The organism is Streptomyces sp. ATexAB-D23, from assembly GCF_000373645.1.
Lineage (GTDB): Bacteria > Actinomycetota > Actinomycetes > Streptomycetales > Streptomycetaceae > Streptomyces > Streptomyces castrisilvae.
The window spans coordinates 92088-117901 of the sequence record NZ_KB892013.1 but is presented as its reverse complement, the minus strand read 5'-3'; the positions used below and the strand labels follow the sequence as shown (position 1 = coordinate 117901).

At 72.7% G+C, this 25814-nt stretch carries 22 protein-coding genes, 1 tRNA gene and 1 pseudogene; 14 read left to right on the top strand and 10 right to left on the bottom strand.

What is annotated here, in order from left to right:
* Positions 1-9: 9 nt before the first annotated feature.
* The 3 genes from fusA to B082_RS0113630 form a co-directional block, all read right to left on the bottom strand.
* A complete protein-coding gene (gene fusA / locus B082_RS0113645) occupies positions 10-2100 on the bottom strand; it encodes an elongation factor G (RefSeq protein WP_018552359.1) in 2091 nt (696 codons plus the stop codon).
* Positions 2101-2554: 454 nt separating this feature from the next.
* Complete coding sequence (locus B082_RS0113635) at positions 2555-2836, bottom strand: hypothetical protein (protein ID WP_018552357.1); 282 nt, start codon at positions 2834-2836, stop codon at positions 2555-2557.
* Between the two features lie 137 nt (positions 2837-2973).
* Positions 2974-3885, bottom strand: a complete 912-nt coding sequence (locus B082_RS0113630; protein WP_026249763.1) for a DUF2510 domain-containing protein — start codon at positions 3883-3885, stop codon at positions 2974-2976.
* 205 nt (positions 3886-4090) lie between these two features.
* Here B082_RS0113630 and B082_RS0113625 point away from each other — a divergent pair, with 205 nt between their 5' ends.
* From B082_RS0113625 to B082_RS0113595, 7 genes are all read left to right on the top strand, one after another.
* A complete protein-coding gene (locus B082_RS0113625) occupies positions 4091-4324 on the top strand; it encodes a hypothetical protein (protein ID WP_018552355.1) in 234 nt (77 codons plus the stop codon).
* On the top strand, positions 4321-4743 hold the full coding sequence (locus B082_RS0113620; RefSeq protein ID WP_018552354.1) for a DUF4440 domain-containing protein: 423 nt from the start codon (positions 4321-4323) through the stop codon (positions 4741-4743). Before B082_RS0113625 ends, B082_RS0113620 begins: the two co-directional genes overlap by 4 nt.
* Before the next feature lie 9 nt (positions 4744-4752).
* Complete coding sequence (locus B082_RS0113615) at positions 4753-5796, top strand: S66 family peptidase (RefSeq protein WP_018552353.1); 1044 nt, start codon at positions 4753-4755, stop codon at positions 5794-5796.
* A 107-nt stretch (positions 5797-5903) separates the two neighbouring features.
* Entirely contained in the window at positions 5904-6644 is a 741-nt protein-coding gene (locus tag B082_RS0113610) for a FadR/GntR family transcriptional regulator (RefSeq protein WP_018552352.1), read from the top strand.
* A 304-nt stretch (positions 6645-6948) separates the two neighbouring features.
* Positions 6949-7716: a (Fe-S)-binding protein gene (locus B082_RS0113605; RefSeq protein ID WP_018552351.1), complete on the top strand. Its 768-nt coding sequence runs from the start codon at positions 6949-6951 to the stop codon at positions 7714-7716.
* Positions 7713-9272, top strand: a complete 1560-nt coding sequence (locus B082_RS0113600) for a lactate utilization protein B (protein ID WP_026249762.1) — start codon at positions 7713-7715, stop codon at positions 9270-9272. The genes B082_RS0113605 and B082_RS0113600 overlap by 4 nt, the downstream gene beginning before the upstream one ends.
* On the top strand, positions 9269-9904 hold the full coding sequence (locus B082_RS0113595) for a LutC/YkgG family protein (protein ID WP_018552349.1): 636 nt from the start codon (positions 9269-9271) through the stop codon (positions 9902-9904). Before B082_RS0113600 ends, B082_RS0113595 begins: the two co-directional genes overlap by 4 nt.
* A 128-nt stretch (positions 9905-10032) precedes the next feature.
* On the opposite strand, the gene B082_RS0113590 is transcribed toward B082_RS0113595, so the two are convergent.
* Complete coding sequence (locus tag B082_RS0113590) at positions 10033-11070, bottom strand: hydroxyacid dehydrogenase (RefSeq protein ID WP_018552348.1); 1038 nt, start codon at positions 11068-11070, stop codon at positions 10033-10035.
* Between the two features lie 151 nt (positions 11071-11221).
* Between B082_RS0113590 and B082_RS0113585 the strand changes: the two genes are divergently transcribed.
* Positions 11222-11989, top strand: coding sequence for a sulfite exporter TauE/SafE family protein (locus B082_RS0113585; RefSeq protein WP_018552347.1), 768 nt, complete (start codon positions 11222-11224; stop codon positions 11987-11989).
* Positions 11990-12052: 63 nt separating this feature from the next.
* Here B082_RS0113585 and B082_RS0113580 read toward each other — a convergent pair whose 3' ends face one another.
* Positions 12053-13582 carry an amino acid permease gene (locus B082_RS0113580; protein WP_018552346.1) on the bottom strand — a complete coding sequence of 510 codons (1530 nt, stop codon included), beginning with the start codon at positions 13580-13582 and terminating at the stop codon, positions 12053-12055.
* A gap of 64 nt (positions 13583-13646) precedes the next feature.
* Positions 13647-14648, bottom strand: coding sequence for a hypothetical protein (locus tag B082_RS0113575; protein WP_026249761.1), 1002 nt, complete (start codon positions 14646-14648; stop codon positions 13647-13649).
* A gap of 320 nt (positions 14649-14968) precedes the next feature.
* Here B082_RS0113575 and B082_RS0113570 point away from each other — a divergent pair, with 320 nt between their 5' ends.
* Genes B082_RS0113570 through B082_RS0113560 form a run of 3 tightly spaced genes read left to right on the top strand, consistent with a single transcriptional unit; the run spans position 14969 to position 19045 of the window.
* Positions 14969-16402 carry an FGGY family carbohydrate kinase gene (locus B082_RS0113570; protein WP_018552344.1) on the top strand — a complete coding sequence of 478 codons (1434 nt, stop codon included), beginning with the start codon at positions 14969-14971 and terminating at the stop codon, positions 16400-16402.
* A gap of 19 nt (positions 16403-16421) precedes the next feature.
* Complete coding sequence (locus tag B082_RS0113565) at positions 16422-17834, top strand: NAD(P)/FAD-dependent oxidoreductase (protein WP_018552343.1); 1413 nt, start codon at positions 16422-16424, stop codon at positions 17832-17834.
* A complete protein-coding gene (locus B082_RS0113560) occupies positions 17831-19045 on the top strand; it encodes an FAD-dependent oxidoreductase (protein WP_018552342.1) in 1215 nt (404 codons plus the stop codon). The genes B082_RS0113565 and B082_RS0113560 overlap by 4 nt, the downstream gene beginning before the upstream one ends.
* A gap of 47 nt (positions 19046-19092) precedes the next feature.
* Here the strand turns inward: B082_RS0113560 and B082_RS0113555 are convergent, their stop codons facing one another.
* Both B082_RS0113555 and B082_RS0113550 read right to left on the bottom strand, forming a co-directional pair.
* On the bottom strand, positions 19093-19476 hold the full coding sequence (locus B082_RS0113555) for a hypothetical protein (RefSeq protein ID WP_018552341.1): 384 nt from the start codon (positions 19474-19476) through the stop codon (positions 19093-19095).
* Between the two features lie 105 nt (positions 19477-19581).
* Positions 19582-20076 carry a DUF309 domain-containing protein gene (locus B082_RS0113550; protein ID WP_018552340.1) on the bottom strand — a complete coding sequence of 165 codons (495 nt, stop codon included), beginning with the start codon at positions 20074-20076 and terminating at the stop codon, positions 19582-19584.
* A 110-nt stretch (positions 20077-20186) separates the two neighbouring features.
* On the opposite strand from B082_RS0113550, the gene B082_RS0113545 reads away from it, so the two are divergent.
* Together B082_RS0113545 and B082_RS0113540 are read left to right on the top strand one after the other, a co-directional pair.
* Positions 20187-22820, top strand: coding sequence for an ATP-binding protein (locus B082_RS0113545; RefSeq protein ID WP_018552339.1), 2634 nt, complete (start codon positions 20187-20189; stop codon positions 22818-22820).
* Positions 22821-22871: 51 nt separating this feature from the next.
* Positions 22872-22945, top strand: a tRNA-Pro gene (locus B082_RS0113540).
* Positions 22946-23045: 100 nt separating this feature from the next.
* Here the strand turns inward: B082_RS0113540 and B082_RS40400 are convergent.
* Together B082_RS40400 and B082_RS0113530 are read right to left on the bottom strand one after the other, a co-directional pair.
* Positions 23046-23213: pseudogene (locus B082_RS40400) on the bottom strand (site-specific integrase); the annotation flags it as partial.
* A 140-nt stretch (positions 23214-23353) separates the two neighbouring features.
* Positions 23354-24268, bottom strand: coding sequence for a creatininase family protein (locus B082_RS0113530; RefSeq protein WP_018552337.1), 915 nt, complete (start codon positions 24266-24268; stop codon positions 23354-23356).
* Positions 24269-24897: 629 nt separating this feature from the next.
* Here B082_RS0113530 and B082_RS0113525 point away from each other — a divergent pair.
* Positions 24898-25686, top strand: coding sequence for a 2-keto-4-pentenoate hydratase (locus B082_RS0113525; RefSeq protein WP_018552336.1), 789 nt, complete (start codon positions 24898-24900; stop codon positions 25684-25686).
* Positions 25687-25814: the final 128 nt, after the last annotated feature.

Here is a 25814-nt window from a genome sequence, read left to right as displayed (position 1 = left end):
GACCTGCCTCTAGGCGGTGCCGGAGACCGCCGCGGGCACGGGGGCGTACCCCGTCGCCCGGGTGGTGAACGTCCCCCGGCCCCGCGTCCGGCCGCGCAGCCGGGTCGCGTAACCGAACAGCTCGGCCAGCGGCACGGTCGCGGTGATCACCGCGGCGCCGGCCCGCGCGGTGGACCCGGACACCCGGCCGCGCCGGGCGGCCAGGTCACCGAGCACCCCGCCGACGGCGTCGTCGGGCACGGTGACCGTGACCTCGGCCACCGGCTCCAGCAGCACCATCGCACTGGCGCGCAGGGCCTCCCGGAGCGCGAACCTCCCTGCCGTACGGAACGCCATCTCCGAGGAGTCCTTGGAGTGGGTGGCGCCATCGGTCAGCGTCACCCGCACCCCGGTCACCGGATGCCCGCCGAGCGGGCCCTCCACCAGGGCGTCCCGGCAGCCTGCCTCGACCGCCCGCACGTACTCCTGCGGCACCCGGCCGCCGACGACCGCCGAACGGAACGCGAACTCCGCCTCCCCCTCGCCGCTCTCCCCGCCGGTCGGCTCCAGCGGTTCGACGTCGATGACGACGTGCGCGAACTGCCCGGCCCCGCCGTCCTGTTTGACATGCCGGTAGACCAGCCCGGAGATCCCGCGCACGAGCGTCTCGCGGTGGGCGACCTGCGGCCGGCCGACCCGCACATCGAGGCCGTGGTCGCGGCGGACCTTCTCCGCGGCCACCTCCAGATGCAGCTCGCCCATGCCGGACAGAAGGGTCTGACCGGTCTCCGGGTCCGACCGCACGGCCAGCGACGGGTCCTCGTCGGCCAGCCGCACCAGGGCCGCCATCAGCCGCTCCGTGTCCGTGCTCCGCCGCGCCTCCACCGCCACGGACACGACCGGGTCGGCCACCGTGGGCGGTTCGAGGACCAGCGGGGCACCGGGCGCGCACAGGGTGGCACCCGGGCGGACGGTCCTGGGGCCGATGACCGCGACGATGTCCCCGGCCACCGCCGTGTCCACATCGACATGCCGGTCCGCCTGGACCCGCAGGATGCGGCCGACGCGTTCGCGGCGCCCCGTGCCGGCGTCCAGCACCGTTTCCCCCTTCCCGACCGTCCCCGAGTACACGCGCAGATATGTCAGCCGGCCGGTCGCGGTCGCGTTCACCTTGAACGCCAGCGCGGCGAACGGCTCCGCCGGATCGGCGGCCCGCTCCTGCTCCGTCCCGCCGGACGTACCCCGTACCGGCGGCACGTCCGCGGGGGAGGGCAGGTACGCAACGACCGCCTCCAGCAACGGTTCCACGCCCCGGTTGCGGTACGCCGAACCGCACAGCACCACGACCCCCTCACCGGTCCGCGTCAGATCCCGCAGCGCCCCGGCCAGCGTCCGCTCCGCAAGGCCGGACCCCGCGCAGAACTCCTCCAGCGCGGCCGGGTGCAGCTCCGCCACCGCCTCCTCCAGCAGCCGCCGGCGCCGGCCGGCCTCCTCCCGCAGCCCGACGGGCACGTCGGTCTCCTCATACGTGTCACCGCCGTCGGCCCACACCAGGGCGCGCATGCGCAGCAGGTCCACGACCCCGCGGAAGCCGTCCTCCCGGCCGATGGGCAGCTGGACCACGAGCGGGACCGTGTGCAGCCGCTCCCGGATCGAGGCGACCGCGGTGTCGAGGTCGGCGCCCGCCCGGTCGAGCTTGTTGACGAAGGCGATGCGCGGGACGGCGTGCCGGTCGGCCTGGCGCCACACCGACTCGCTCTGCGGCTCCACCCCGGCGACCGCGTCGAACACCGCGATCGCCCCGTCGAGCACCCTCAGCGCACGTTCGACCTCGTCCGCGAAGTCGACGTGCCCCGGAGTGTCGATGAGGTTGATGCGGTGACCGGCCCAGGAACAGCTGACGGCCGCGGCGAAGATGGTGATGCCCCGGTCGCGTTCCTGCGGGTCGAAGTCCGTGACGGTCGTCCCGTCGTGGACCTCGCCGCGCTTGTGAGTGGTGCCGGTGGTGTAGAGGATGCGCTCGGTGACGGTGGTCTTGCCCGCGTCGACGTGGGCGAGGATGCCCAGGTTACGGACGGTGTCGAGCGCGGATTCGAGGGGACGGTGCTGTTCGGTACGCACGGCCGGTGGCCTTTCGGGATGATCCGGAAGAAGACGGCGCGATGCCCGGACGAGGCGGTGCCCCATGAGGGGGCGGGTCCGGTCCGTGAGCCCGCCGCCCCCGCGACAACGGGGGATGAGCGACGGGATGTCAGAAGAGGTGCGGGACCCGGGCGTTCGTCACGGGGTCCGGGGCCGGCCGCGCAGCCGGCTCCGGACCCCGTGAGACACCAGGATCACCTCGAACCGCGACGGGGGGACGACGGCGGCGGTGCGGTGGCGCACGGCGCTCTCCCCTCAACGGTCACGGCGGGCGCGGCGGCGGAGGGCCGGCGCGCGATGTGCGGCGAGTCTAGGGAGTCGGGTACGCACGGGGGAACCGGTTTTTCGGCCGGGGCCGCACCGTCACCGCCCCGCAGCGGTTCGGGGACCGTTCCGTACCGCACCGGGCGCGACCGGCAGGCGGCCCGGTGCGTCAGGCGCGGCCTCGCGGCGCACGGCCGGCGCGCCGGGTGAGGGGCTTCCACACGCCCCGGCACCGGCGGATCGCGCTCCGGCCGCAGCCGCGCCACTCGGCGGGCGACACACCCGCGCCCCGGCCGCCCCGCGTGATCAGGGCGTTCACGGGCGAGTGCGGGTCCAGGGCCATCGTGCGCGCCAGCAGGACGCCGACCACCAGCGGGGCGAGTGTGAGGGCCAGGGTGGTGCCGGCACTGGTGACATGCCGCATGCGCGGGCGCTGTGCGTCGGGAGCCATGACCCCATTTCAGCGCGCGTGGCCCGCCCCGGGATCGGCTGACGTACTCAGACCGTGACGCGGGACCGCACGACGTACTCAGACCGTACGTCCCGGGTACTCAGCAACCCGGGACGTATGGTCCGGCCTTCGCGGGGTCAGGCGTTGGTGCCGCGGTCCGAGCCCGCACCCGACGCCGCCTTGATGCCCTTGGTGATGTCGTCCAGGACGGACAGTTCCGGGGCCTTGGTGTTGATGTCGAACCCCGAGCGGACGACGACCAGCATGTCCTTGGACAGCGGCGAGGGGAAGGCGAGCGACTCGACGTAGCCGTCGTCGCCGTTCTTCGTCACCACCTTCCACCGCACCCGGTAGCCCTGCTGGCCGGCCACCGTGACCGCCTCGGACTTCAACTGCTGGTGCGAGGTGATGCCGCCGTAGATCTTCCCGCCGTAGGACTGCTCGGCGTTGTCCTCGATGTCCTTCTCGGCGGTCGCCTTCGCGGTCCTGGTGGTCAGTTCGAGCGCCTGGGCCGGGACGGAGAACACCCCGCCGCGCACGCACTTCTTGGCGGTGTCACCGGGGCAGGCGTACGAACCGGTGGTCACCCCGGCGCCCATGCCCGACTCGCCCTCCCAGCCGTCGGGGACCGGGATGCTGATGCCGCTGGCCAGGTCCGTCGCGAAGCCGTCCTCGGTCTGCGGCTGCTCCGGCGTCTCGCGCCCGCCGCCGCTTCCGCCGCTGTCGCCGTCCTCGCCGTTCCCGCCGCCGGGCCCGCCGCGCTGCCGGTCGGGGCCGGGGGAGGGGGAGTCGGAAGGCGCGGAGGCCGTGGTGTCGCTCTTGCCGCCCGAGTCGTCCGTCAGCAGATAGACACCGCCCCCGATGGCGGCGAGCACCACCACGGCGGCGGTGATGCCGGCGCCGACGCGTAGCCGGCGGCTGCGTACGGACGCCGGTGGCACGCGCAGGTGGTCGGTCCACTGGGTGCCGTCCCACCAGCGCTCCTGGCGGGGGCCAAATCCTGAATACCCGGGGTCTGGATGCCAGCCGGGCGGGCTCGTCTGGGTCACGCCGCACACCGTATCCGGGTTGCCTGAGAATCCTATGAACTGGGTGCGCCGATCCCTGGGACGATCCGGCCCGAAGCGGGCGAGGTGCCATGTCGAGCCCCGCTTGGCCCAGACAACTGGCGGGGTGCTCGCCGGCATCCGCCGACGAGGCGCGACGGGGCCGGCCGCCCGCCGCCCGCCCGATCGCGGCTGGGGGGAGAGCCCCGTGGAAGCGACCGCTCCCGACCGCCGTTTCGCCGAGGGTCACCGCCTCGCCGGGGAGATCCCGCGCGACGGGCTCACCGCCTGGCGGGCGGCCGTCGCGGCCGAGGTGGACCTCGCGCCGGGCGCGACCCTGCTGGACGTCGGCGCGGGTGCCGGCGACTTCTCCTCGGCGTACGCCGACTGGGTCGGCGTGCGGGTGCTCGCCGTGGGGCAGCCCGTACAGTCGGGCGCATGAGGCGAAGCGACGAGGAGGAGCAGGCCGTACGCGCCGCGACGCGCGGCGAGCTGCGGCTGCTCGAACCGGCGGTACGGGCATCACCCGAAGCGGTGCGCGCGCTTCTGGACCCGGAGTTCACCGAATTCGGCGCCTCCGGCCGCCGCTACGACCGCACTTCCATCCTGACGGTCACTTCCGCCGCCGGCGAGGACGACACCGGCCCGAGCGTCGCCACCGCGATGTCCGGCACGCTGCTCGCCCCCGGCCTGGTCCACCTGACGTACGTCAGCGAGCGCAACGGCCGCCTGTTCCGGCGCAGTTCGCTCTGGCGGCGGACCGGCGGGCGCTGGCGCTTGTACTTCCATCAGGGCACCCCGGCCGGTGGGCCGGAGCAGGCCGGGGAATATCCGGCGGACAGCCCGAGCAGCCCTGATTAGGCTCACGGGATGACGCCATCCCACTATCCGCCCAAGCCCCGCCCCGGCGACCGCGTCGCCGTGCTCTCCCCGTCGTCCGGGCTTCCCGGCATCCTCCCGCTCCCGTACGAACTGGGACTGCGCCGTCTTGGCGAGGACTTCGGGCTGGAGCCGGTGGAGTACCCGTCCACCCGGAAGATGGGCTCCACCCCGCAGGAGCGGGCCGCCGACCTCCACGCGGCGTTCGCCGACCCGGACATCAAGGCGGTCATCTCCAGCATCGGCGGCGACGATCAGATCACCGTACTGCCCCATCTGGACCGGGAACTGCTGCGTGCCCACCCCAAACCGTTCTTCGGCTACAGCGACTGCGTCAACCTGCTGGTGCTCCTCGACAACCTCGGCATCGTCGGCTACCACGGTGGTTCGGTGATGGTCGAGTTCGGGCGGCCCGGCGCGCTGCACCCGATGACGGCCGAGTCCCTGCGGGCCGCGCTCTTCACCCATGGCGACCACGAGCTGACTCCGGCGAAGGAGACCGGCAGCTTCGACCGGCCCTGGGAGGACCCGCGTACCTTCGACAGCGAATCCACGCTGCTCCCCGCCGGCGGCTGGACCTGGCACAACCCCGGGCGGGTGGTCCAGGGCGCGGGCTGGGGCGGCAACCTGGAGATCCTGTCCTGGCTGCTGATGGCCGACCGGGAGATCCTGCCGCCGGACGCGTACGAGGGCCGGGTGCTGTTCCTGGAGACGTCCGAGGAACTGCCGAGCGCCGACGAGGTGTACCGCATCCTGCGGAACATGGGGGAGCGGGGCCTGCTGCGGCGCTTCCCCGCCCTGCTGATGGGCCGGGCCAAGAACTGGTCCTTCGACCGGCCGCTCGACGCCGCGGCCGGTGAGCAGTACCGCGAGCAGCAACGGCAGGCGGTGCTGCGGGTGTTGGAGGAGTACGCCCCGGAGATGATGGCCGTCTTCGACGTCGACTTCGGGCACACCGACCCGCAGGTGATCATTCCGTACGGCGGCCGGATCCGGGTGGACGGGCGGGCCCGGCGCATCGTGGTCACGTACTGAGCGCGTTTTCGGCGGTGTGCGGTTCATTCTTCTGTGGTCCGACCACATGGCATGTGTGACATAGTCGAGATATGTGTACAGACCGGTACGGGGAGTGGGAGTAGCGGATGCCTGTCGAGTGGCAGCCCGTGCGGCAGGCCCGGACCCATGAACTCGTGCTGCAGAGCATCGAGGAGCAGGTCGTCGCGGGGAAGCTCAGGGCCGGTGACCGGCTGCCGCCCGAACGCGAACTGGCCCCCGTCTTCGGGGTGAGCCGTTCCGCGTTGCGTGAGGCGCTCCGGGTGCTGGAGACCATCGGGGTGCTGGTCGCGCAGCCCGGCCGGGGGCACGACTCCGGGGCCCGCATCGTCCGCAATCCGGACGACGCCCTCGGGCGGCTGCTGCGGCTCCATTTCGCCCTGGGCAGCTACAGCCTCCACGATGTGATGGAGGCCCGGGTCGCCCTGGAGCGCGCCAGCTTCGCCGCCGCCGCGGCGCACGCCTCCGGCACGGACCTGGACGCGGCGGGCGAGATCGTGCGCCGGATGTCGCGCGAGGGGATCGAGCCGGAGGAATTCAACGAGCTCGACACCGAGTTCCACGTCAAGGTGGCGAGCAGTTCGGGCAACGCGCTCACCTCGACGCTGACCGCCGCGGTGCGTGAGTCCGTACGCTCCCTCATCCTGAGGGCCCTCGAAGACGTGGACGACTGGCCGGCCACCCAGGCCCATCTCAACCGCCAGCACACCGAGATGCTGAGGCTGGTGCGCACCGGCCACGGCGCCGAGGCCGCCGACCTCGCCGAGCAGCACATCCGCGGCTTCCACGGCACGCTGGTCGACGAGGACCGGCCCGGCGCCACCGAGTAGCGCCCGCTCACCCACGGCGTGGGGCCGGTGCGTGGACCTGGTCCACGCACCGGCCCCTTTCCGTGTCGCGGCGGCCGTGCGGTGCGGCCGCGGCAGCGTCCAGGAGGTGGAGTGGCCGCCGAGCTGGTCGGCCCGCCGAACCTGGCCATCGCCGCGACGACGTCGCGATGCCCGGCTCGGAACGCATCCTGCCCGGCAGGGTCGGGGCGACCCCGTCCGGCAGGCGCTCCGGGTGCGTGTACATCCGCCGAAATCGGACGGAGGGTAGTATGGTCGGACCACAACTTGCGATCGGGGAGGCTCCATGCGTATCGGACTCTTCGCCACCTGTCTGGGAGACACGCTCTTCCCCGAGGCGGTGAAATCCACCGCGGTGCTGCTGGCCCGCCTGGGCCACGACGTGGTGTTCCCGCCGGGCCAGACCTGCTGCGGCCAGATGCACGTCAACACCGGCTACCAGCGCGAGCCCGTGCCCCTGGTGCGCAACTTCGCCGAACAGTTCGGCGACGCCTCCATCGACGCCGTCGTCATGCCGTCGGGCTCGTGTGCCGGCTCGGTCCGCCACCAGCACGAGATCATCGCCGAGCGCTACGGGGACGCGACCCTGCGCGCGGGCGTCGCCACCGTCAAGGCGAAGACGTACGAGCTCTCGGAGCTGCTCGTCGACGTGCTGGACGTGACCGACGTCGGCGCGTACTTCCCGCACCGCGTCACGTACCACCCCACCTGCCACTCGCTGCGCATGCTGCGCGTCGGTGACAAGCCACTGCGGCTGCTGCGGGCCGTCGACTCGATCGATCTGGCCGAGCTGCCCGAGGCGGACGCCTGCTGCGGGTTCGGCGGCACCTTCGCCGTGAAGAACGCCGAGACCTCGACGGCGATGCTCCAGGACAAGACGCGCAACGTCACCGCCACCGGCGCGGCCGTGTGCACCGCGGGCGACTCGTCCTGTCTGATGCACATCGGCGGCGGGCTCTCCCGGATCACGTCCGGCACCCGCACCCTGCACCTGGCGCAGATCCTCTCCTCCACCCGCACCTCGCCGCACGTCCTGACGGAGGCCGCCCGATGAGCGCAACCTTTCTCGGCATGCCCGCGACCCCGCCCCGGTCCCCCTACGGCACGGGCAACCTGCGCGGTGACCGGAAGTTCCCCGCCGCCGCCCACGACGAACTGCGCAACGAACAGCTGCGCGGCAACCTCGGCCGCGCCACCCGCACCATCCGCGCCAAACGGCTGACCGTCACCGGCGAGCTGCCCGACTGGGAGCAGCTGCGCGACGCCGGATCGGCCATCAAGACCGACACCATGAACCGCCTCCCCGAACTCCTGGAGGAGCTGGAGCGCAACGTCACCGCGCGCGGCGGCACCGTCCACTGGGCACGCGACGGCGTCGAGGCCAACGAGATCGTCGCCCGGCTGATCAAGGAGACGGGCAGCGAGGAGGTCATCAAGGTCAAGTCGATGGCCACCCAGGAGATCGGCCTCAACGAGCACCTCGAATCGCTCGGCATCACCGCGCACGAGACCGACCTCGCCGAACTCATCGTGCAGCTCGCCCACGACAAGCCCTCGCACATCCTGGTGCCCGCGATCCACCGCAACCGGGACGAGATCCGGCAGATCTTCCTCAAGGAGATCCCGGGCGTCGATCCGTCCCTGGACAACGTCCCCGCGCACCTGGCCGCCGCGGCCCGTGTCTATCTGCGCGAGAAGTTCATGACCACCCAGGTGGCCGTCTCCGGGGCCAACTTCGGCATCGCCGAGACCGGCACCCTGTCCGTCGTCGAGTCGGAGGGAAACGGCCGCATGTGCCTGACCCTGCCCGACACCCTGATCACCGTCATGGGCATCGAGAAGGTCCTGCCGCGCTACCAGGACCTGGAAGTCTTCCTCCAGCTCCTGCCGCGCTCGTCCACGGGCGAGCGGATGAACCCGTACACCTCGATGTGGACCGGCGTCACCCCCGGGGACGGGCCGCAGACCTTCCACCTGGTCCTCCTCGACAACGGCCGGACCGCGGCCCTCGCCGACCGGATCGGCCGCGAGGCGCTCAACTGCATCCGCTGCTCGGCCTGCCTCAACGTCTGCCCGGTGTACGAACGCACCGGCGGCCACGCCTACGGCTCGACCTACCCCGGACCCATCGGCGCCGTCCTCACCCCCCAGCTCGCCGGTATGGACGCGGCCAAGGGCGACCCCAACAGCTCGCTGCCGTACGCCTCCAGCCTCTGCGGCGCCTGCTTCGACGCCTGCCCCGTCAAGATCGACATCCCCTCCCTGCTGGTCGAGCTGCGCCACCAGCACACCGAGCAGTCCGGCACCACCGCCGAGAAGCTGGCCATGAAGGCAGCCGCCGGAGTGATGAGCAGGCCCAAGGTGTACACGGCGGCGCAGAAGGCATCAGGACTCGGCCGGGTCCTGGCCGGCCGCGACGGGAAGCTCTCGCACCTGCCGCCGCCGTTCTCCGGCTGGAGCGACAGCCGCGACACCCCGGCCCCGCCCAAACAGACCTTCCGGGCCTGGCTGGCCTCGGCGGAGGGCGCGGCGACCATGCGCGCGGCCGCCGACGAGCACACCCGCGGCGAACAGCCCGCCCACGACCAGCAGCAGGAGGAGGACAAGTGACGACCGCCCGTGAGACCGTCCTCGGCCGCGTCCGGGACGCACTCGCCCTCGCACCCGCCGCCGGCGGCGCCCCCGTCCCGCGTGCCTACCGCACCGGCCGCACCCTGCCCGACGAGGAACGCCTCGCGCTGTTCACCGACCGCCTGGTCGACTACAAGGCACGGGTCCACCCCTGCACCGCCGGCCGGACCGCCGAGGTCATCGCCGAAGTGCTGCGCGAACAGGGAGCCGAACGGATCGGCGTGCCCCCCGGCCTCGACCCGCGGTGGCTCGCCGCCCACGACGGCGAGGTCCAGCAGGACTCCGCGGACATCCCCGCGCCGGGCCTGGACGCCCTCGACGGCGTCGTCACCGCCTCCGCCGTCAGCTGCGCCGAGACCGGCACCATCTTCCTGGACGGCTCGCCCGACCAGGGACGGCGGGCGCTGTCCCTGGTGCCCGACCTCCATGTGTGCGTGGTCGACCTGTCGACCGTGGAGGTGGGCGTACCGGAGGCGGTGGCCCGGCTGGTACCGGAGCGCCCGACCACGCTGATCAGCGGCCCTTCGGCCACCTCCGACATCGAGCTGGAGCGCGTCGAGGGCGTCCACGGCCCGCGCACCCTGGCGGTCGTCATCCGCACGGACGCGTAGGACACGGGCGGGCGGGGCCGCACCGCCCCCGCCGCCGTGTCACCCGGCGGGTCGGGCGGGGCACCGCCGGGCGCCCTCCGGCAGCCCGTCGGCCGGGAGCCGGGGCAGCCGGCCCGGGTGCGGTGCGCTCAGGCGAGGAACGCCAGCCTTTCGCGTCGTACGGGATGGGCGAAGCCCTCGCCCGTGGCCCAGCGGCCGGCCTCGGTGGCGGCCAGATCGGCCAGGCGCTGCCACTCGTTGCCCTGGGAGCCCGCCAGATGGGGGGTGATCAGGGCGTTCTCGCACTCCCACAGTGGGTGTCCGGCCGGCAGGGTGTCCGGTTCCGTGACGTCCAGGACCGCCCGGATACGGTCCTGCCGCAACACGTCGACCAGGGCGTCCTGGTCGATGACGGCGCCTCGCGCGGTGTTGAGGAGCACCGCGTCCGGCCGCATGGACATCAGCAGTTCTCGGCCGACCAGACCGTGGGTCGCGGGCAGCAGCGGGGTGTGGACGCTCACCACGTCGCCGGCCGCGAAGAGCTCGCCGAGCCCCACCGGCCGGACGCCCAGCGCGGCGGCCTCCTCGTCGGAGACGTACGGGTCGTGCAGCAGCACCCGCAGGTCGTACGGGCGCAGCAGCTCGACCACCCGGCGGCCGATGAGCGAGGCGGACAGAATGCCCACGGTCCGCCGGTAGTTGCCCACCTCCGGGGAGCCGGTGAGCCAGTCGTCGCGGTGGCCGGCACGGTAGGAGCGGGCCCGCTCCAGGACCCGCTTGCCCGAGAGCAGGATCATCGCGACGGTGTATTCGGCGACCGGCAGCGCGTTGGCCGCGGCGGCGGACGACACCTCGATGCCGCGCTCCCAGCAGGCGTCCGTGATGTGTCCCCGCACGGAGCCCGCCGTGTGCACGACCGCCCGCAGCCGGGGCGCCGAGGCGAGTGCCGCGGAGTCCAGGGGCGGGCATCCCCAGCCGGTGACCAGGAGTTCGGTGTCCGCGAGCACGGTGCGGGCCCGGTCGGTGGTGAAGTCGTCGAGCACGGGCGGCGGCGCCAGGTCGCACATCTGGGAGAACGCCGCCAGGGTGCGTTCGTCCAGTATCGCTTCGGCGGTCTCGGATCCCATGGCGAAAGCGGCGCGCGGGCGGTGTCCGTCGGGCCGGTGGGCGGGTGTCGTGCTGGGCATCGGTCTCCAGGTGGCGAGGGCGGGCGGACGGTCCCGGCCGCCTGACGGCGCCGCGCGACTTCGGCGCAGCATAGCCAGCCCGTACCGGGGCCCGTTCAGGCCGGACCCCGGGCACGCGTGGTCGACCCGGGGATTAGGCTCTCCGTCCGGCATGGACACACTTACCCTCTGGCAACTGGCGGCACTGGCCGCGGCATCCGCGCTCGTCGGCTTCTCCAAGACGGCCGTCAGCGGTGCCAACACGATCAGCCTCGCGGTCTTCGCGGCGGTACTTCCCGCCCGCGAGTCGACCGGAGTGCTGCTCCCGATCCTGATCGTCGGCGATGTGCTCGCCGTCCTGGTCTACCGGCGCCACGCGCACTGGCCGACCCTGCTGCGGCTCTTCCCTGCCGTGGCCGTCGGCGTGGTGGCGGGGACGCTGTTCATGATGTGGGCCGACGACGCGACCGTACGGACCTCCATCGGCGCGATCCTCGTCTTCATGGCCGGTGTCACCATCTGGCGCCGGCGCCGGACGGAGGCGGGCGGGGAACCGGGCGAGCCGGACGGGCCGCCCACCGCTGCCGAGCGGCTCAAGGCCCGCTCGTACGGGGTGCTCGGCGGATTCACCACCATGGTCGCCAACGCGGGCGGCCCCGTGATGTCGCTCTATCTGCTCTCGGCCGGATTCCGCAAACTCGGCTTCCTGGGCACCTCGGCGCTGTTCTTCCTGATCGTGAACGTCTCGAAGGTGCCGTTCAGCGTCGGCCTCGGACTGATCGACGGGCAGACGCTGCTGCTGGACGCCTGCATGCTGCTGTTCGTGCTCCCGGGCGCCTGGCTCGGCCGCGTCTGCGTGGACCGGATCAACGAGCGGCTCTTCGAGCGGCTCGTGCTGGCCGCCACCGTCGTCGGTGGCCTCCAACTGCTCCTGGCCTGAGGGCGAACCGGGCCGGCCCCCGGCGGACGGGCGTCCGCCGGGGGCCGGGGCCCGAGGGACCGGTCAGATGATGCCTTCCTCGATCTCGGCCTGCTCGCGCGCGTTCCCGTACGCCGACGGCGTGCCGTACGAGCGTCGCGCGATGAACCACCAGACGGTGGCCAGGACCAGCACGGCGACCAGCGCGATCGACGCGTAGTTCATGGAGTCGATGGTCACCGGCGAGGACTGCGGCAGCAGGAACAGCACGGTCACGATCGCCACCCACGCCACCGCGATCCAGCCCACCGGCTTCGACCAGCGGCCCAGGTGCCACGGCCCGCGCTCGAACCGGCTGCCCGCGCGCAGCTTCAGGAAGATCGGTATCGCGTACGCCGGGGTGATGCCGATGACGTTGATCGCGGTCACCGCACCGTACGCGGTCTCCGAGTAGAGCGACGGCACGGCGAGCACCCCGGCGACGATCACCGAGAGCCACACCGCGGGGACGGGCGTCTGGGTGCGGGCGCTCACCTTGCGCCAGAGCGCGGAACCGGGCAGCGCGTTGTCGCGGCTGAAGGCGAACACCATCCGGCTGGCGGCGGCGACCTCGGCGTTCCCGCAGAACAGCTGTGCCGCGATCACGATCAGCAGCATCGCCGTGGCGCCCGAGGTGCCGAGCGCGTCGATCAGGATCTGTGCGGGCGGCACCCCGGTGGCGCTGGCCTGGGTTCCCGCGTAGTCCTGGATCGCGAAGGTGAGCCCGGCCAGCAGCACGAAACCGGCCACCCATGACACCCAGATCGCCCGGACGATGCCGCGCGCGGCCGAGACCGAGGCGTTCGACGTCTCCTCGGACAGGTGGGCGGAGGCGTCGTAGCCGCAGAACGTGTACTGCGCCAGCAGCAGCCCGATCGCCGCCACGTAGAGCGGGTTCTCCCAGCCGGTGTCGTTGACGAACTCGGTGAAGACGAAGGACGGCGACTGGTGGTGCGAGGGCACGATCGCCAGTACGGAGACGATCACCGCGACACCGGCCAGGTGCCACCACACGCTGATGGAGTTCAGGACGCTGACGAGCCGGACGCCGAAGAGGTTCAGCACGGCGTGGAGGAGCAGGATGCAGACAAAGATGATCATGGTCTTGCCGGGGGTGGGTGTGAAGCCCCACTGGAGGTTCATCAGCGCACCCGTGAACAGCGCGGCGCCGTAGTCGATGCCCGCGATCGCACCGAGCAGCCCGAGCAGGTTCAGCCAGCCGGTGTACCAGCCCCACTTGCGGCCGCCCAGCCGGTCCGCCATGTAGTACAGGGCGCCGGACGTCGGATACGCGCTCGTCACCTCGGCGAGCGCCATGCCGACGCAGAGCACGAACAGACCGACCCCCGCCCAGCCCCAGAGCATCACCGACGGCCCGCCCGTCGACATGCCGAAGCCGTACAGGGTCATGCACCCGGAGAGGATCGAGATGACGGAGAAGCTGATGGCGAAGTTGCCGAACCCGCCCATGCGGCGGGCCAGGACCGGCTGGTAGCCGAGTTCGCGGAGCCGTTGCTCCTCGTCCTTCGCCGTGGTCGTTCCGGCGCCCTTCCGGGGAGAGGTGGACACGGACATGGGGAACCTCCTGAGCGGTGGATGGGCAGGAAAAGAGAGCGGGGAAGGGCAGACGGAGCCGTGCTCAGCCCTGCCTGCCGGAGCCCCGGTCCGCCGCGAGGGCGCGGCTGCGGGCGCGGACGAACACTTCCTCGGCGCCGCCGGGGTCGTCGGACGTGCGGGAGCGGTAGGCCCAGGGGAGCGAGGTGAAGTACGGCCCCAGCTCCCTGAACACCGCTGCGGCCTCCGCGAACTGGAGCGCCCCCCACAAGGCGTGCGCCAGGTGGTTGAGGTCGAGCAGGGTGCGCGCGGCGGCGGGGGAGCGGTGGTACCAGATCTCCAGCGCGCGCAGGGCCTCGCGTTCCGCGTCCTCGGTGATCCAGTGCAGGTCGAGCGCCTTGCCGTGGTCGTGCTCGCGGCGGTAGCGCTCGACCCGGACGTACAGCGGGAGTACGTGGAGGGGGGAGCCGGCGGGGGCCGTGGAGGACGCCCACTGAACGAAGTTGACCGCCGCGGAGAGGGTGCCGCGGGTCTTGCAGGCGTACACGAACTGGAGCATCCGGTGGTACGCCTCGCGGTTGTGCGGGTCGCGCTGGTCGGCCTCGGCCAGCAGCCCCCAGGGGCCGGGGAAGAGCATCGGGCCGGGCGGCGGCAGCCGGTGCTCGGCCAGGCGCTGGTCGTCGTCGAGCTGGGCCAGGGCCAGCAGGCACACCCACGGCACCGGGTCGGCCGGCGAGGCGTGGGCCGCCGACCGGCACGCCTCCCAGGCCTCCTGCCAGAGCTCCTGACCGCTGGGGTGTCCCGCGCGGTTGGCCCGTACCGCCCGCTCCACGGCGACCCGGGCGCGCATCACGACCGCGGCGACGCTCCCGGGCTCCTCGGTCAGCCAGGCCTGCACCGCGTCCGAGCCCGCGGCGACCGCGCCGAGCACCTGGGTGCGCTGCGTCCACAGAGACCAGTCCGGGGTGCGGTCGAGGAGGTCGCGCATGGCGAGCCAGCGTCCGGTGCGTAAGTCCTGTAACGCCGCTCTGAGCTCATTGTCGTGGCCGGCCGGATGGTAAACCGGCCGGAATTCACCGTTGGCCATGGACGCGCTCGGGACTGGGTGCTGAATTCATCGATCCTCAGGAATATTGCGGCGAAGAAACTGTTGAACTGCGAACTGCTCTTGGGCGTCCGGTTGCTGCTCGGCGGTGAGTGTAGAGCCCTTTGCGCGGAACTCTCGAACGAATCCTGGATTTCATTGAAGTCTCTTGCTACCGGCCGGTGTTGGTGATCTCCGCACGGTTCCGGACATACAGGTGGCAGGCGCTTGACGTAACCCTTGGTCTGCACCACTCTGGGTTGCCGCGACCGTAGATCATGATTCCGTTCAAGCCTCCGGGCTTGCGTACCGCTGGAGAACCGATGACAGGCCCGGTGCTCGCAATCGACCAGGGCACTTCGGGAACGAAGGCGCTGGTGATCTGTCCCGAGCGTGGCGTGATCGGTTCCGGTTCCGCTCCCGTGCGTCCCCGATACGGTCCGGGCGGAGCGGTCGAGGCCGACCCCGCGGAATTGCTCGCATCGGTCATCGGGGCCGGAGAACGGGCGCTCGCCGAATCCGGCGGGACCGTTGACGCCGTGGGGCTCGCCAACCAGGGCGAGACCGTACTCGCCTGGGACCCGGACACCGGGCGCCCCCTCACCGAGGCGATCGTCTGGCAGGACCGGCGCGCCGAGACGGTCTGCACGGAACTCGCCCCCCACGGGGAAGAGCTGAAGCAGCTCACCGGACTTCCGCTCGACCCCTACTTCGCCGCCCCGAAAATGGCGTGGATCCGCCGCGAGCTGACCAGCGAGGGCGTCGTCACCACCAGCGACGCCTGGCTCGTCCACCAGCTCACCGGCGCCTTCGTCACGGACGCCGCCACCGCCGGGCGCACCCAGCTGCTCGACCTGGACCGCGCCGCCTGGTCACCGGCCGCCCTCGACGTCTTCGGGCTCGGCGGCGAACGCCTGCCGGACGTGGTCGACGCCGCCGGCCCCTTCGGCACGACCGGAGCGTTCGGCGGCGACCTCCCGCTCACCGGCCTCCTCGTCGACCAGCAGGCGGCCCTGCTCGCGCAGAGCGCCCTGGACCCGGGCACCGCCAAGTGCACCTACGGCACCGGAGCGTTCCTGCTGGCAGGGACCGGCTCCACGCCGGTCCGGGGCGGCAGCGGCCTCGTCAGCTGCGTGGCCTGGCGGTTCGGCGGGCACACCAGCTACTGCCTGGACGGGCAGGTCTACACCGCGGCCTCCGCGGTGCGCTGGCTCACCGACCTCAAGGTGATCTCCGGCGCCGCCGACCTCGACCCGGTCGGCTCCTCGGTGCCCGACTCCGCAGGCGTCACCTTCGTCCCCGCACTCGCGGGCCTCGCGGCCCCCTGGTGGCGCGGCGACCTGCGCGGCTCGCTCACCGGCCTCGGCCTCGACACCTCGGCCGGGCACCTGGTGCGGGCCCTGTGCGAGGGGATCGCCGCCCAGGTGGCCGAGCTGGCCGGCGCGGTCACGGCCGACCGGGGCACACCCCTGTCCGTGCTCCGCGTCGACGGCGGCCTGACCCGCTCGGCCCTCCTCATGCAGACCCAGGCCGACCTGCTGCAACGGCCCGTCGAGGTGTCCGCGCTGCCCGACGTCACCGCGCTCGGCGTCGGCGCGGTGGCCCGGATGGGCCACGACCCCACGCTCCCGCTCGACCGGGCCGTCCCCGACTGGAGACCGGCCGCGGTCTACGAACCACGCGTCGGCCCCGACGAGGCCGCCGAACGCCTCGGCACCTTCCGCGCGGCCGTGCACACCCTCCTGGAACGGTCATGAACCCCGCCGGGACCGCCCGGTGACACCCACCGTCACCAGGGCCGGTCAGCCGCTGCCCGGCGGCCCCCCGTACGACGTCACGGTCATCGGCGCCGGAGTGGTCGGCACCGCCATCGCCCGGGAACTGGCCCGTCACCCGCTGCGCACCGCCCTGGTCGAGGCCACGGACGACATCGCCAACGGCACCTCCAAGGCCAACACCGCGATCCTGCACACCGGCTTCGACGCCGTCCCCGGCACCCTGGAGGCCCGCCTCGTACGCGAGGGACAGCGCCTGCTGGCCGCCCACGCCGAACGGACCGGTATCCCCGTCGAACGCGTCGGCGCCCTCCTCGTCGCCTGGGACCAGGAACAACTGGACGCCCTGCCCGGCCTGTTGGCCAAGGCCGAACGCAACGGCTACCACGCCGCCCGGCTCCTGGACGCCGAGGAGACCGCCGCACGCGAACCCCACATCGGGCCGGGCGCGCTCGGCGCCCTGGAGATCCCCGACGAAGCCGTCATCTGCCCGTGGACCACCCCGCTCTCCTACGCCACCCAGGCGATCCGGGCCGGGGTCCACCTCCATCTGGACTGCCCCGTCCAGGACCTCGCGTACGCCGACGGCCTGCACACCCTCACCACCGGCCGGGGCACCCTGCGCACCGGCCTGCTGATCAACGCCGCCGGCCTGTACGCCGACGCGATCGACCGCCTGCTCGGCCACGACACCTTCACCGTGCGCCCGCGCCGCGGCCAGCTCATCGTCTTCGACAAGCTCGCCCGCGACCTGGTCGGCCACATCCTGCTCCCCGTCCCCACCGCGGCCGGCAAGGGCGTCCTGGTGGCCCCGACCGTCTTCGGCAACGTCCTGCTCGGCCCCAACGCCGAGGACCTGGACGACAAGACCGCCACCGAGTCCACCGCCGAAGGGCTCGCCCTGCTCCGGGAGAAGGGGCGCCGCATCCTGCCCCGGCTGCTCGACGAGGAGGTCACCGCCGTCTACGCGGGCCTGCGGGCGGCCACCGGCCAGGAGGACTACCGGATCACGGCCCGGCCCGAGCAGCGCTCCATCACCGTCGGCGGCATCCGCTCCACCGGCCTCACCGCCTCCATGGCCATCGCCGAGTACGTCGTCTCCCTCCTCCCCGGCACCGGACTCGACCCGGGCGAACCCGCCGAACTCGCCCCCCTGACCATGCCCGCCCTCGGCGAGGGGGCCGACCGCCCCTACCTCGACGCCGGCCTCATCGCCCGGGACCCCGCCTACGGCACCCTCGTCTGCCACTGCGAACGCGTCACCGAGGGCGAGATCCGTGACGCCCTCAACTCCACACTCCCGCCGCGCTCCACCGAAGGGCTCGCCCGCAGGACCCGGGCCGGCAACGGACGCTGCCAGGGCTTCCACTGCGGGGCCGCGATCCGCGCACGTATCGAGGGAGCCCGCTCATGACCCGACGCGAACGCGCCGTCGACGTCCTGGTCGTCGGAGCCGGGCCGGCCGGGCTCGCCGCCGCGGCCGGACTCGCCGCGGCCGGGCACCTCCACGTCGAGGTCCTGGAACGCGAACAGACCGCGGGCGGCATCCCCCGCCACTGCGCCCACGGCGGCTTCGGCACGCGCGAGACCGGCGACCTCAGCGGTCCCGCGTACGCCCTGCACTGCGCGGCCGAGGCCCGAGGGGCCGGTGCCACGCTGCGCACCGGCCTCACCGTCACCGGCTGGGCCGGGCCCCGCACCCTCGACGCCACCGGCCCCGGCGGCCTCGAACGGATCACCGCCCGGACCGTCGTCCTCGCCACCGGCGCCCGCGAACGCCCCCGCGCCGCCCGGCTCGTCCCCGGCACCCGCCCCGCCGGCGTCTACACCACCGGCGAACTCCAGCAGGCCGTCCACCTCCACCACCAGCACATCGGCACCCGGGCGGTGGTCATCGGCGACGAACCGGTCAGCGACGCGGCGGCCGACACCCTGCGCACCGCCGGAGTCCACCTCGTCGCCCGGGTCACCACCCACCCGCCCCGCCCCCTGGCCGCCGTGCGCGGGGGAGGCGGCGCACCGCTGCTCACCCGCACCACCGTCACCGCCCTGACCGGCCGCCCCCGGCTCACCGGTGTCCGGGTGCGTCACGAGGACGGCCGTGCGGCCACCCTGGCCTGCGACACCGTGGTGTTCACCGCCGACTGGATCCCGGACCACGAACTCGCGCGACGCGGCGGGCTGCCCATGGATCCCGGCACCCGGGGCCCCGCCCACGACCCCGCGTACCGCACCGGGCAGCCGGGAGTCTTCGCCGTGGGCAGCCTCCTGCACGGCGGGGAGAGCGCGGGCACCGCCGCCCGAGAGGGCCGGGCCGTCACCGCACCCGTACTGCGCCACCTGGCCACCGGCGCCTGGCCGGCGAGCGGGCCGCCGCTCACCGTCGAAGAACCCCTGGAATGGATCGCCCCCAACCTGGCCGGGCCCGGCGGCACCCGGCTCCTGCTGCGCACCGCCCGCCGGCTGACCGCGCCCCTGCTCGTCGCCCGGCAGGACGGGGCCGTGCTGCACCGGCACCGGGTGGCCAGGACCGTCCCGCCGGGCCGAGCCTTTCCCCTGGCCGCCGACTGGCTGGAGCGGGCCGACCCGCGGGGCGGGGCGGTGCACCTGACCATCGGCGGGTGACCGCTGACCCGGACGCCGGTGGCCCGGGGGACCGGCGGCTCAGTGACTCAGGGAATCAGCAGCCAGTCCGAGCCGATCGCGGCGATCAGGCCGAGTCCCAGCAGCCAACTGCCCAGCCGCGTACGGCCATTGCGGCTCAGCTCGATCACGACTCCGCACAGGATGAGCGCCAGCCCGTACACCCCGACGACCAGCACCGAGGACCGGCTCGCGATCCGCAGACCGAGCACCACGGCCATCGCCGCCATCCCCACCGACGAGAGCACGATGCGCAGCTGTCTCGCCTGGCGCGGAGTCAGCCGGTGCTCACCGCCGTCCCCGGCCACACCCTCGTCGTCCGCCGCCTCGTCCGTGACGTCCTCCACCACGTCCACGGCCGCCTCGTCGGCTATCGGGGCGTCCACGGTCCGGTCCTGGTCAGAAGTGCTCATGAGGCCGGATGGTAATGGCTCCGACCGCACCTGTTCCCCGCTGTCAACCAACACCGTCGAAACCAGGCCGAGTTCATCCGGCCCCGGACCCGTGTCCAGCCGCGGTCACGACGCGTCCGCCCGGAGCCTCGGCGCCTCGGCGGCCGCGTCGACGGGCCCCGTGTCCGTACGCTCCACCCGCGCCGCCAGCTCCCGGGCCCAGCCGGCCAGCGCACCGGCCCCGATCCCATGCGTCCCGGCCGTCCCGTACGCCTCCAGGGCCACCGCGCCACGCCGCAGCAGCCGTGCCCCGCCCGTGGCGTTGCCCCGGGCCGCGTGGGTCAGCCCCACGGCCAGCTGGGCGAGCCCGCGCCACAACTCCCGTTCCCCCTCGGGGCCCGACTTCCAGGCGTCCTCGAAAACCTCGTGGGCGTGGAAGGGCATGCCCGCGTCCAGCAGCCGCTGGGCCTCCCGCACCGTTTCGTCGGCGGTGCGCACGACCCCCTCAGGCTGCCTCTCCACCCCCGGTGTCCCGTACGGCAACGGGCGCCCCAGCCCGTCGCGGGGGCGCGCGTTGTGCGCCCTGCCCTCGGAGTCCCGGTCCCTGCGTGTCTCGTTCACACCACCGATTGTGCCTCGTACCTGCGGTGAACTGTCCGAACCACTGTCGGTCGGGCCCCGCGCACGACTAGGCTCGACCACCATGTTCACGACTTTGGGGGAGGCTAGGCATGAAGCCGTCCCGGCCGCTTTATGAGCGCGAACCGGAACTCGCCACTGCCGCGCAAGCCATCGACGCGCTCTGCGGTGCGCAGGCGACCGGCGGGCTGCTGATCTACAGCGGCGAAGCAGGCATCGGCAAGACCGCGCTCCTGGCCGAGGTCAGGGCCATGGCGCAGGACCGGTGCACCATCTGGTCCGCACGCGGCGGTGAGACCGTCACCTCTGTGCCGTTCCACGTCGTACGGCAGCTGCTCCAGCCCGCGCTGGACCAGTTCCCGGCGGACGACGTGCGGGCCCTGTTCGGCTCCTGGTTCGACATCGCGGCCCCGGCCCTCGGACTCGCCGAGCCCTCCGGCCCGCAGCCCGACCCCCAGGGTGTACGCGACGGCCTCGACTACGTCGTCAAGCGCCTCGCCTCCCGGCTGAGCCACCGCCCGCTGCTGCTCCTCATCGACGACGCCCACTGGGCGGACGGTGAATCCCTGGCCTGGCTCGCCTCGTTCACCGCCCGCCTCGGCGACCTGCGCGTGCTCGTCGTCCAGGCACACCGTCCCGAGGAGCTGGCGGCCCGCGAGGCCGCGCGCAACGCGGCGGGCGGCCACCCCGCGCAGATCCGCGTCGCGCTGCGCGCCCTCACCCCCGACGCCACCGCGGAACTGGTCCGCGCGGCCCTCGGAGAGCACGCCGACGACCCCTTCTGCCGCGAGGTCTGGGCCGTCACCGGCGGCAACCCCTACGAGGCGGTCGAGCTCGTCGCCAAGGTCCAGGACCGCGAGCTCGTCCCGCTGGAGGAGTCCGCCGGGCTGCTGCGCGAACTCGGCGCGTCCGCCCGGGGCAGCGGCCTCGTCGCCCGGCTCGAACGGCTCGGCACCAACGCCAACCGGTTCGCCTGGGCGGCCGCCGTCCTCGGCACCGAGATCTCCCAGGACCTCGCCGCCACCCTCGCCGGGATGAGCCCGGCCGAGGCGGCCGACTGCACCGCCCGGCTGCGCGAGGCCCGCATCGTCAGCGGCTTCGACCCGCTGGAGTTCGTGCACCCGCTGATCGCCTCCGCCGTGTACCGCTCCATCCCGCCGGCCACCCGCACCGCCATGCACGGCAGGGCCGCCTGGGCGATCACCCGGGCCGGGCTCGGCCCCGCCGCCGCCTCCCGCCACCTGCTCGAAGTCCACCCGGACGACGACCAGGAACTGGTCGAGCAACTGCGGGCGGCGGCGAAGCAGCACCTCGCCGTCGGCGCCCCCGAGGCCGCCCGCCGCTGCCTGGAGCGCGCCCTCCAGGAGCCGCCGCGCCACGACGTGCGCGCCACCCTGCTGTACGAGCTGGGGTGCGCGACACTCCTCAGCTCCCCGCCCACCACCGTGCAGCACCTGCGGGCCGCGCTCGACATGCCGGGTCTCGCCGACGACGTGCGGGTGGACGCCACCTTCCGGCTCGCCGCCGCGCTCTCCCACAACAACCAGCTCAAGGAAGCCGCCCTGGCTCTGGCGGCCGAGGCCGAGCGCACCGCGCCGGGTCCCGGCCTGATGCGCTTGCAGGCCGCGCACTTCCTCTGGGAGGGCATGCAGGCCACCGAGGAGGACGGCCCCGGAAGGTCGCGCCGGCTCGCCGCCAACACCGACCACCTCGCCGGCCGCGACAACGCCGAACGCGCCCTGCTCACCCTGCGGGCCTTCGACGCGATGCTGCGGGGCGAGAACGCCCAGATCGTCGGCGACTTCTGCGAACGCGCCCTGGTCGACGGCCACCCCGCACGCGGACTCGGCTGGACCGACACCGAGTGGGGCTTCGAGCTCCCGGCCCTGGTCGGCATCACCTACGCCTTCACCGACCGGCTCGACCGCGCCGAGGAGCTGTTCGGCGAAGCGGTCCGGGCCTTCGAGATCTCCGGCTGGAGCGGCGCCCACCTGGCCTTCGCGCACACCCTTCTGGGCCTGGTGCACCGCCGCCGCGGACGCCTCGCGGAGGCGGAGGGCTTCCTGCGCGAGGGACTGCGCCTCGCCGACCGGGTCGGCAGCGGACTGCCCGTCCACTGGGACGCCGCCTGCCTGCTGATCGACACCCTCCTGGCCCGAGGCCGGGTACCCGAGGCACGCAAGGTCGCCGACCAGTACAACTTCGGCCTGCCCTACCCCAGCGCCATGGTGCTGCCCGACGCCCCGTGCGTCCGCGGCCGCCTGCTCCTGGCCGAAGGCCGTACGAGGGAGGCCGTGACCGAGCTTGAGGCGGCCGGGCGGGCACTGGAACCGCGCGGCAGGTTCAACGGCATCTGGGGACCCTGGGCCGGTGACCTGGCCCGTGCCCTGGCCGAAGAGGACCCGGGCCGCGCCGCCCAGGTCGCCAACACCGCACGGGTGCACGCGGAGCGGTTCGGCACGGACACCGCCATCGGTGAGGCCCTGCGTTGCGTCGCCCTCTTCGCCCCGCCCGAGGAGGCCGTGCATCTCCTGGGCGAGGCCGTGCGCCATCTGGAGGCGTCCCCGTCCACGTACGAGTTGGCCCAGGCACTGGTGGACCTCGGCATCGCGACGCGCTCGCCCCGGGAGCTGGCCCGAGCCCACAAGCTGGCCACGGCCTGCGGCGCCGAAGGAGTGGCGGCCCGCGCCCAGCAGGCACGCGCGTCGATCCGGTCCGCCGAGTGAGGTAATGTTTGTCGTGCAGCAGCCGCCCGGCCCGACCGGGCGGACTCGCGGCGGGACGTGGCGCAGCTTGGTAGCGCACTTGACTGGGGGTCAAGGGGTCGCAGGTTCAAATCCTGTCGTCCCGACTGGAGACAGTCGTAGATCAGGGGCCGGTTTCGGAGAAATCCGAAACCGGCCCCTGATCATTTTTGGGGACCAGCTGGAGCTCCTGCGTCTATGACCGGGTCAGCGGGCCATGACGATGGGGCTCGGCAGTGAGCGCGGTGCGCGCACCACGTTGAAGTGGCCAGAGAGCGCCGCCCCGGCGGCCGTGATCCTGTGGACGTCCGGGTGAAGGCAGCGCTGGGTGGTGGTCGGCGAACCGTGGCCGGCGATCCTGCGGAGGACGTGTACTGGGAGGGCCGGCGGTGGCACGATCTGTGTGAACATCGGGCCCAGCCGCGATCCTCGACGCCTCACGGCCACCGTGCACGAGCTCGATATAGGAGACTCTCCCATCTTGGGGGCACCCGGCACCCGGCACCGGACAGACCCTACGCCCGTCCCATCAGGCGCAGTCGTTCCTGGATGGCGTCCGCCGCGTTCGTCACCTGCTGCTCCAGCAGGCGCCGTCCGTTGGCGGCATCGGCCGCCGCGGGGTCGCCGAAGTAGCCGAGTGGGGTCTTTACGCGGGCATGTCCGTACCCCTTCCGCCAGACGGCGAGATCCTCGGGGCCGTACTCGGTGCTCTTGAGTCCGGCCCGCACGTCGTTCCTGACGAGGGAGGGCTGGGCGGCCAGCATCTGCGACGTCTCCCAGTCGCCGGCGTGCACGTCGATGTGGGCGGGCGTCGCCGACGTGTCCGACTTCGACAGTGCCGCGCCGGTGGGGGACACATGGGGATCGTCGGGATCGAGTCCAAGCCGCTCGGCGAGCCCGCGGTCGATGACGAAGCTGATGTCCAGGCCGGTCAGTTGGCTGCCCAGCCTGATGCCCTCGTGGACGGTCCGGTTGTTCAGCGCGTCGCCGTGGCCGCTGAAACAGAAGACGTGGCGGAAGCCGTCCTTGCCGATCCCGGTCAGCACGTCGGCCATCAGTGCCTTCATCACCTCGGGGCGCACATTGTAGGAGGAGGGAAAGGACCCGGAGACGACGTTAACTCCCCAGTAGTACGGGGGCATGATGAGGGCCGGTACCCCGCGTCGGGCCAGTTCCCGGCGCACACCGCGAAGTTGGGCCGACGGGAGGTATACGTCGGTGCCGGCCGGCAGATGCGGACCGTGCTGTTCGATCACGCCGAAGGCCCACAGCAGGACCGCGCCGTCGTTCGCGGCCCGTTCCACCTCCTGCCAGGTCATCTCCGCGATGGTGTCGCGGAAGACGTCGCTGCCGACATCCTCGTGAGGCCTGTCCTCGCGCGGCCTGTCCTCGTGAGTTCCGTCCGTGTGCGAACTGTCGGCACCGTGCATGGGAGTACTCCGCTCTCGGGCCGGGCGACCGCCCGGCAGTCCGTGCCCTGTGGCTTGATCATGTGGGTGCGGCGTCTGTTCGCTGCGAGGAGTGTCAGTAACGCGGGGCGTCACGGTCAAGCCCCTTCGTATGTGATCGGCGCCGCTGCCGTCGTTGCCCTCGACCTGCGGTCGATTCCGGTGAATGCCTTGCTCAGGTGCGGTGTGTGAGGAGCGGGGTCGCGTCGGGCCGGGCCGGTGAAGGGGGCCTGCGGCACGCGGGGACGGTGCGAGCGGATCACGCGGGAAGTACGCATCTCTCGAGTGAAGACCACCAACCGACTATATTCAACCTATTGAATCCGGTGGTTCTGATGTGCATACTTCAAGCCATCGGAACACGGTCACTTCGACCGAGATGACCCGGTTGTCGATGTTCGAATCACGTGGACGCGATGAGACGGCCGGACAACCCGGCCCGGCCTCCGGCCCGGCTCAATGACCCCGCGTACTGACCTTCGTAGCGACTCCGCGTACCGATTTCCCGCCTGAATTTCCCGGTGCCGTACGCCTCACGCAGACGAGGAACCCGACTCACCCGGACGCCGCCGCGCGTAGACCACAAACCCGCTCGAGGGAGAAGAACACCAATGACTGACTGGACCATCGACCGGGCCGTCGAGGAACTCCTCCGGCGCGAGCGGGAACGGCAGGACGGCGGGAGGATCACCGACCAGTGGCCCGAGCTCGATCTGGCCACCGCCTACCGGGTCCAGGACGCGCTGATCGACCGCAAGCGCCGGGCCGGGGAGAACATCGTCGGCGTGAAGCTCGGGCTCACCTCGCAGGCCAAGCAGCAGCGCATGGGCATCGATTCGCCGCTGACCGGATGGCTCACGGACGCCATGACGCTCGCGACGGGGGAGGCGGTGCCCGTGGCCGAGATGATCCACCCACGCGTCGAACCCGAGATCGTGTTCGTCATGGGCCGGCGCCTCGAGGGCCCCGGAGTGACCTGGGAGCAGGCGCTGGCCGCCGTGGAGAGCGTGCACGCCGGGTTCGAGATCATCGACAGCCGCTACCGAGACTTCAGCTTCGCCCTGCCCGACGTCGTGGCGGACAACGCCTCGTCGTCACGGTTCGCGGTGAGCGCCGAAGGCTTCGCGCCCGACGGGCTCGACCTGGTCGGCGAGGCGTGCACGATCTCCGTGGACGGTGAGCTGATCCACTCGGCCACCGGGGCGGCCGTGCAGGGGCATCCCGCCCAGGCGCTGGCGCTCGCCGCCAACAGCCTGGCCCGGCGGGGGATCGCGGTCGAAGCGGGCTGGACCGTGCTGACCGGTGGGCTCACGGACGCGGTGTTCGTGGAGCCGGGACGCACGGTCTCGGTGGAGTTCGCCCACCTCGGCAGCCTGACGGTGACCTCCGGCCACCCGTAGTTCAAGGCGCGGACCACGCCCGCCGCGGGGCGCACCGGGCTTCCCCGGCCGCTACGGCTTCCCGCTTTCGCGGACGCGCACCGCGAACCGAGTTCCTCCGCGTCACCCCGCACGTGACGCGCGCCCGG

What these genes read in the sequence shown, in the direction of transcription:
- B082_RS0113590 (WP_018552348.1), bottom strand. Translation starts at nt 11,070, where the DNA reads ATGCCCAGCACGACACCCGCCCACCGGCCCGACGGACACCGCCCGCGC.
- B082_RS0113545 (WP_018552339.1), top strand. Translation starts at nt 20,187, where the DNA reads ATGAAGCCGTCCCGGCCGCTTTATGAGCGCGAACCGGAACTCGCCACT.
- B082_RS0113585 (WP_018552347.1), top strand. Translation starts at nt 11,222, where the DNA reads ATGGACACACTTACCCTCTGGCAACTGGCGGCACTGGCCGCGGCATCC.
- B082_RS0113600 (WP_026249762.1), top strand. Translation starts at nt 7,713, where the DNA reads ATGAGCGCAACCTTTCTCGGCATGCCCGCGACCCCGCCCCGGTCCCCC.
- B082_RS0113580 (WP_018552346.1), bottom strand. Translation starts at nt 13,582, where the DNA reads ATGTCCGTGTCCACCTCTCCCCGGAAGGGCGCCGGAACGACCACGGCG.
- B082_RS0113610 (WP_018552352.1), top strand. Translation starts at nt 5,904, where the DNA reads ATGCCTGTCGAGTGGCAGCCCGTGCGGCAGGCCCGGACCCATGAACTC.
- B082_RS0113525 (WP_018552336.1), top strand. Translation starts at nt 24,898, where the DNA reads ATGACTGACTGGACCATCGACCGGGCCGTCGAGGAACTCCTCCGGCGC.
- B082_RS0113615 (WP_018552353.1), top strand. Translation starts at nt 4,753, where the DNA reads ATGACGCCATCCCACTATCCGCCCAAGCCCCGCCCCGGCGACCGCGTC.
- B082_RS0113635 (WP_018552357.1), bottom strand. Translation starts at nt 2,836, where the DNA reads ATGGCTCCCGACGCACAGCGCCCGCGCATGCGGCATGTCACCAGTGCC.
- B082_RS0113575 (WP_026249761.1), bottom strand. Translation starts at nt 14,648, where the DNA reads ATGGCCAACGGTGAATTCCGGCCGGTTTACCATCCGGCCGGCCACGAC.
- B082_RS0113620 (WP_018552354.1), top strand. Translation starts at nt 4,321, where the DNA reads ATGAGGCGAAGCGACGAGGAGGAGCAGGCCGTACGCGCCGCGACGCGC.
- B082_RS0113605 (WP_018552351.1), top strand. Translation starts at nt 6,949, where the DNA reads ATGCGTATCGGACTCTTCGCCACCTGTCTGGGAGACACGCTCTTCCCC.
- B082_RS0113570 (WP_018552344.1), top strand. Translation starts at nt 14,969, where the DNA reads ATGACAGGCCCGGTGCTCGCAATCGACCAGGGCACTTCGGGAACGAAG.
- B082_RS0113555 (WP_018552341.1), bottom strand. Translation starts at nt 19,476, where the DNA reads ATGAGCACTTCTGACCAGGACCGGACCGTGGACGCCCCGATAGCCGAC.
- B082_RS0113530 (WP_018552337.1), bottom strand. Translation starts at nt 24,268, where the DNA reads ATGCACGGTGCCGACAGTTCGCACACGGACGGAACTCACGAGGACAGG.
- B082_RS0113560 (WP_018552342.1), top strand. Translation starts at nt 17,831, where the DNA reads ATGACCCGACGCGAACGCGCCGTCGACGTCCTGGTCGTCGGAGCCGGG.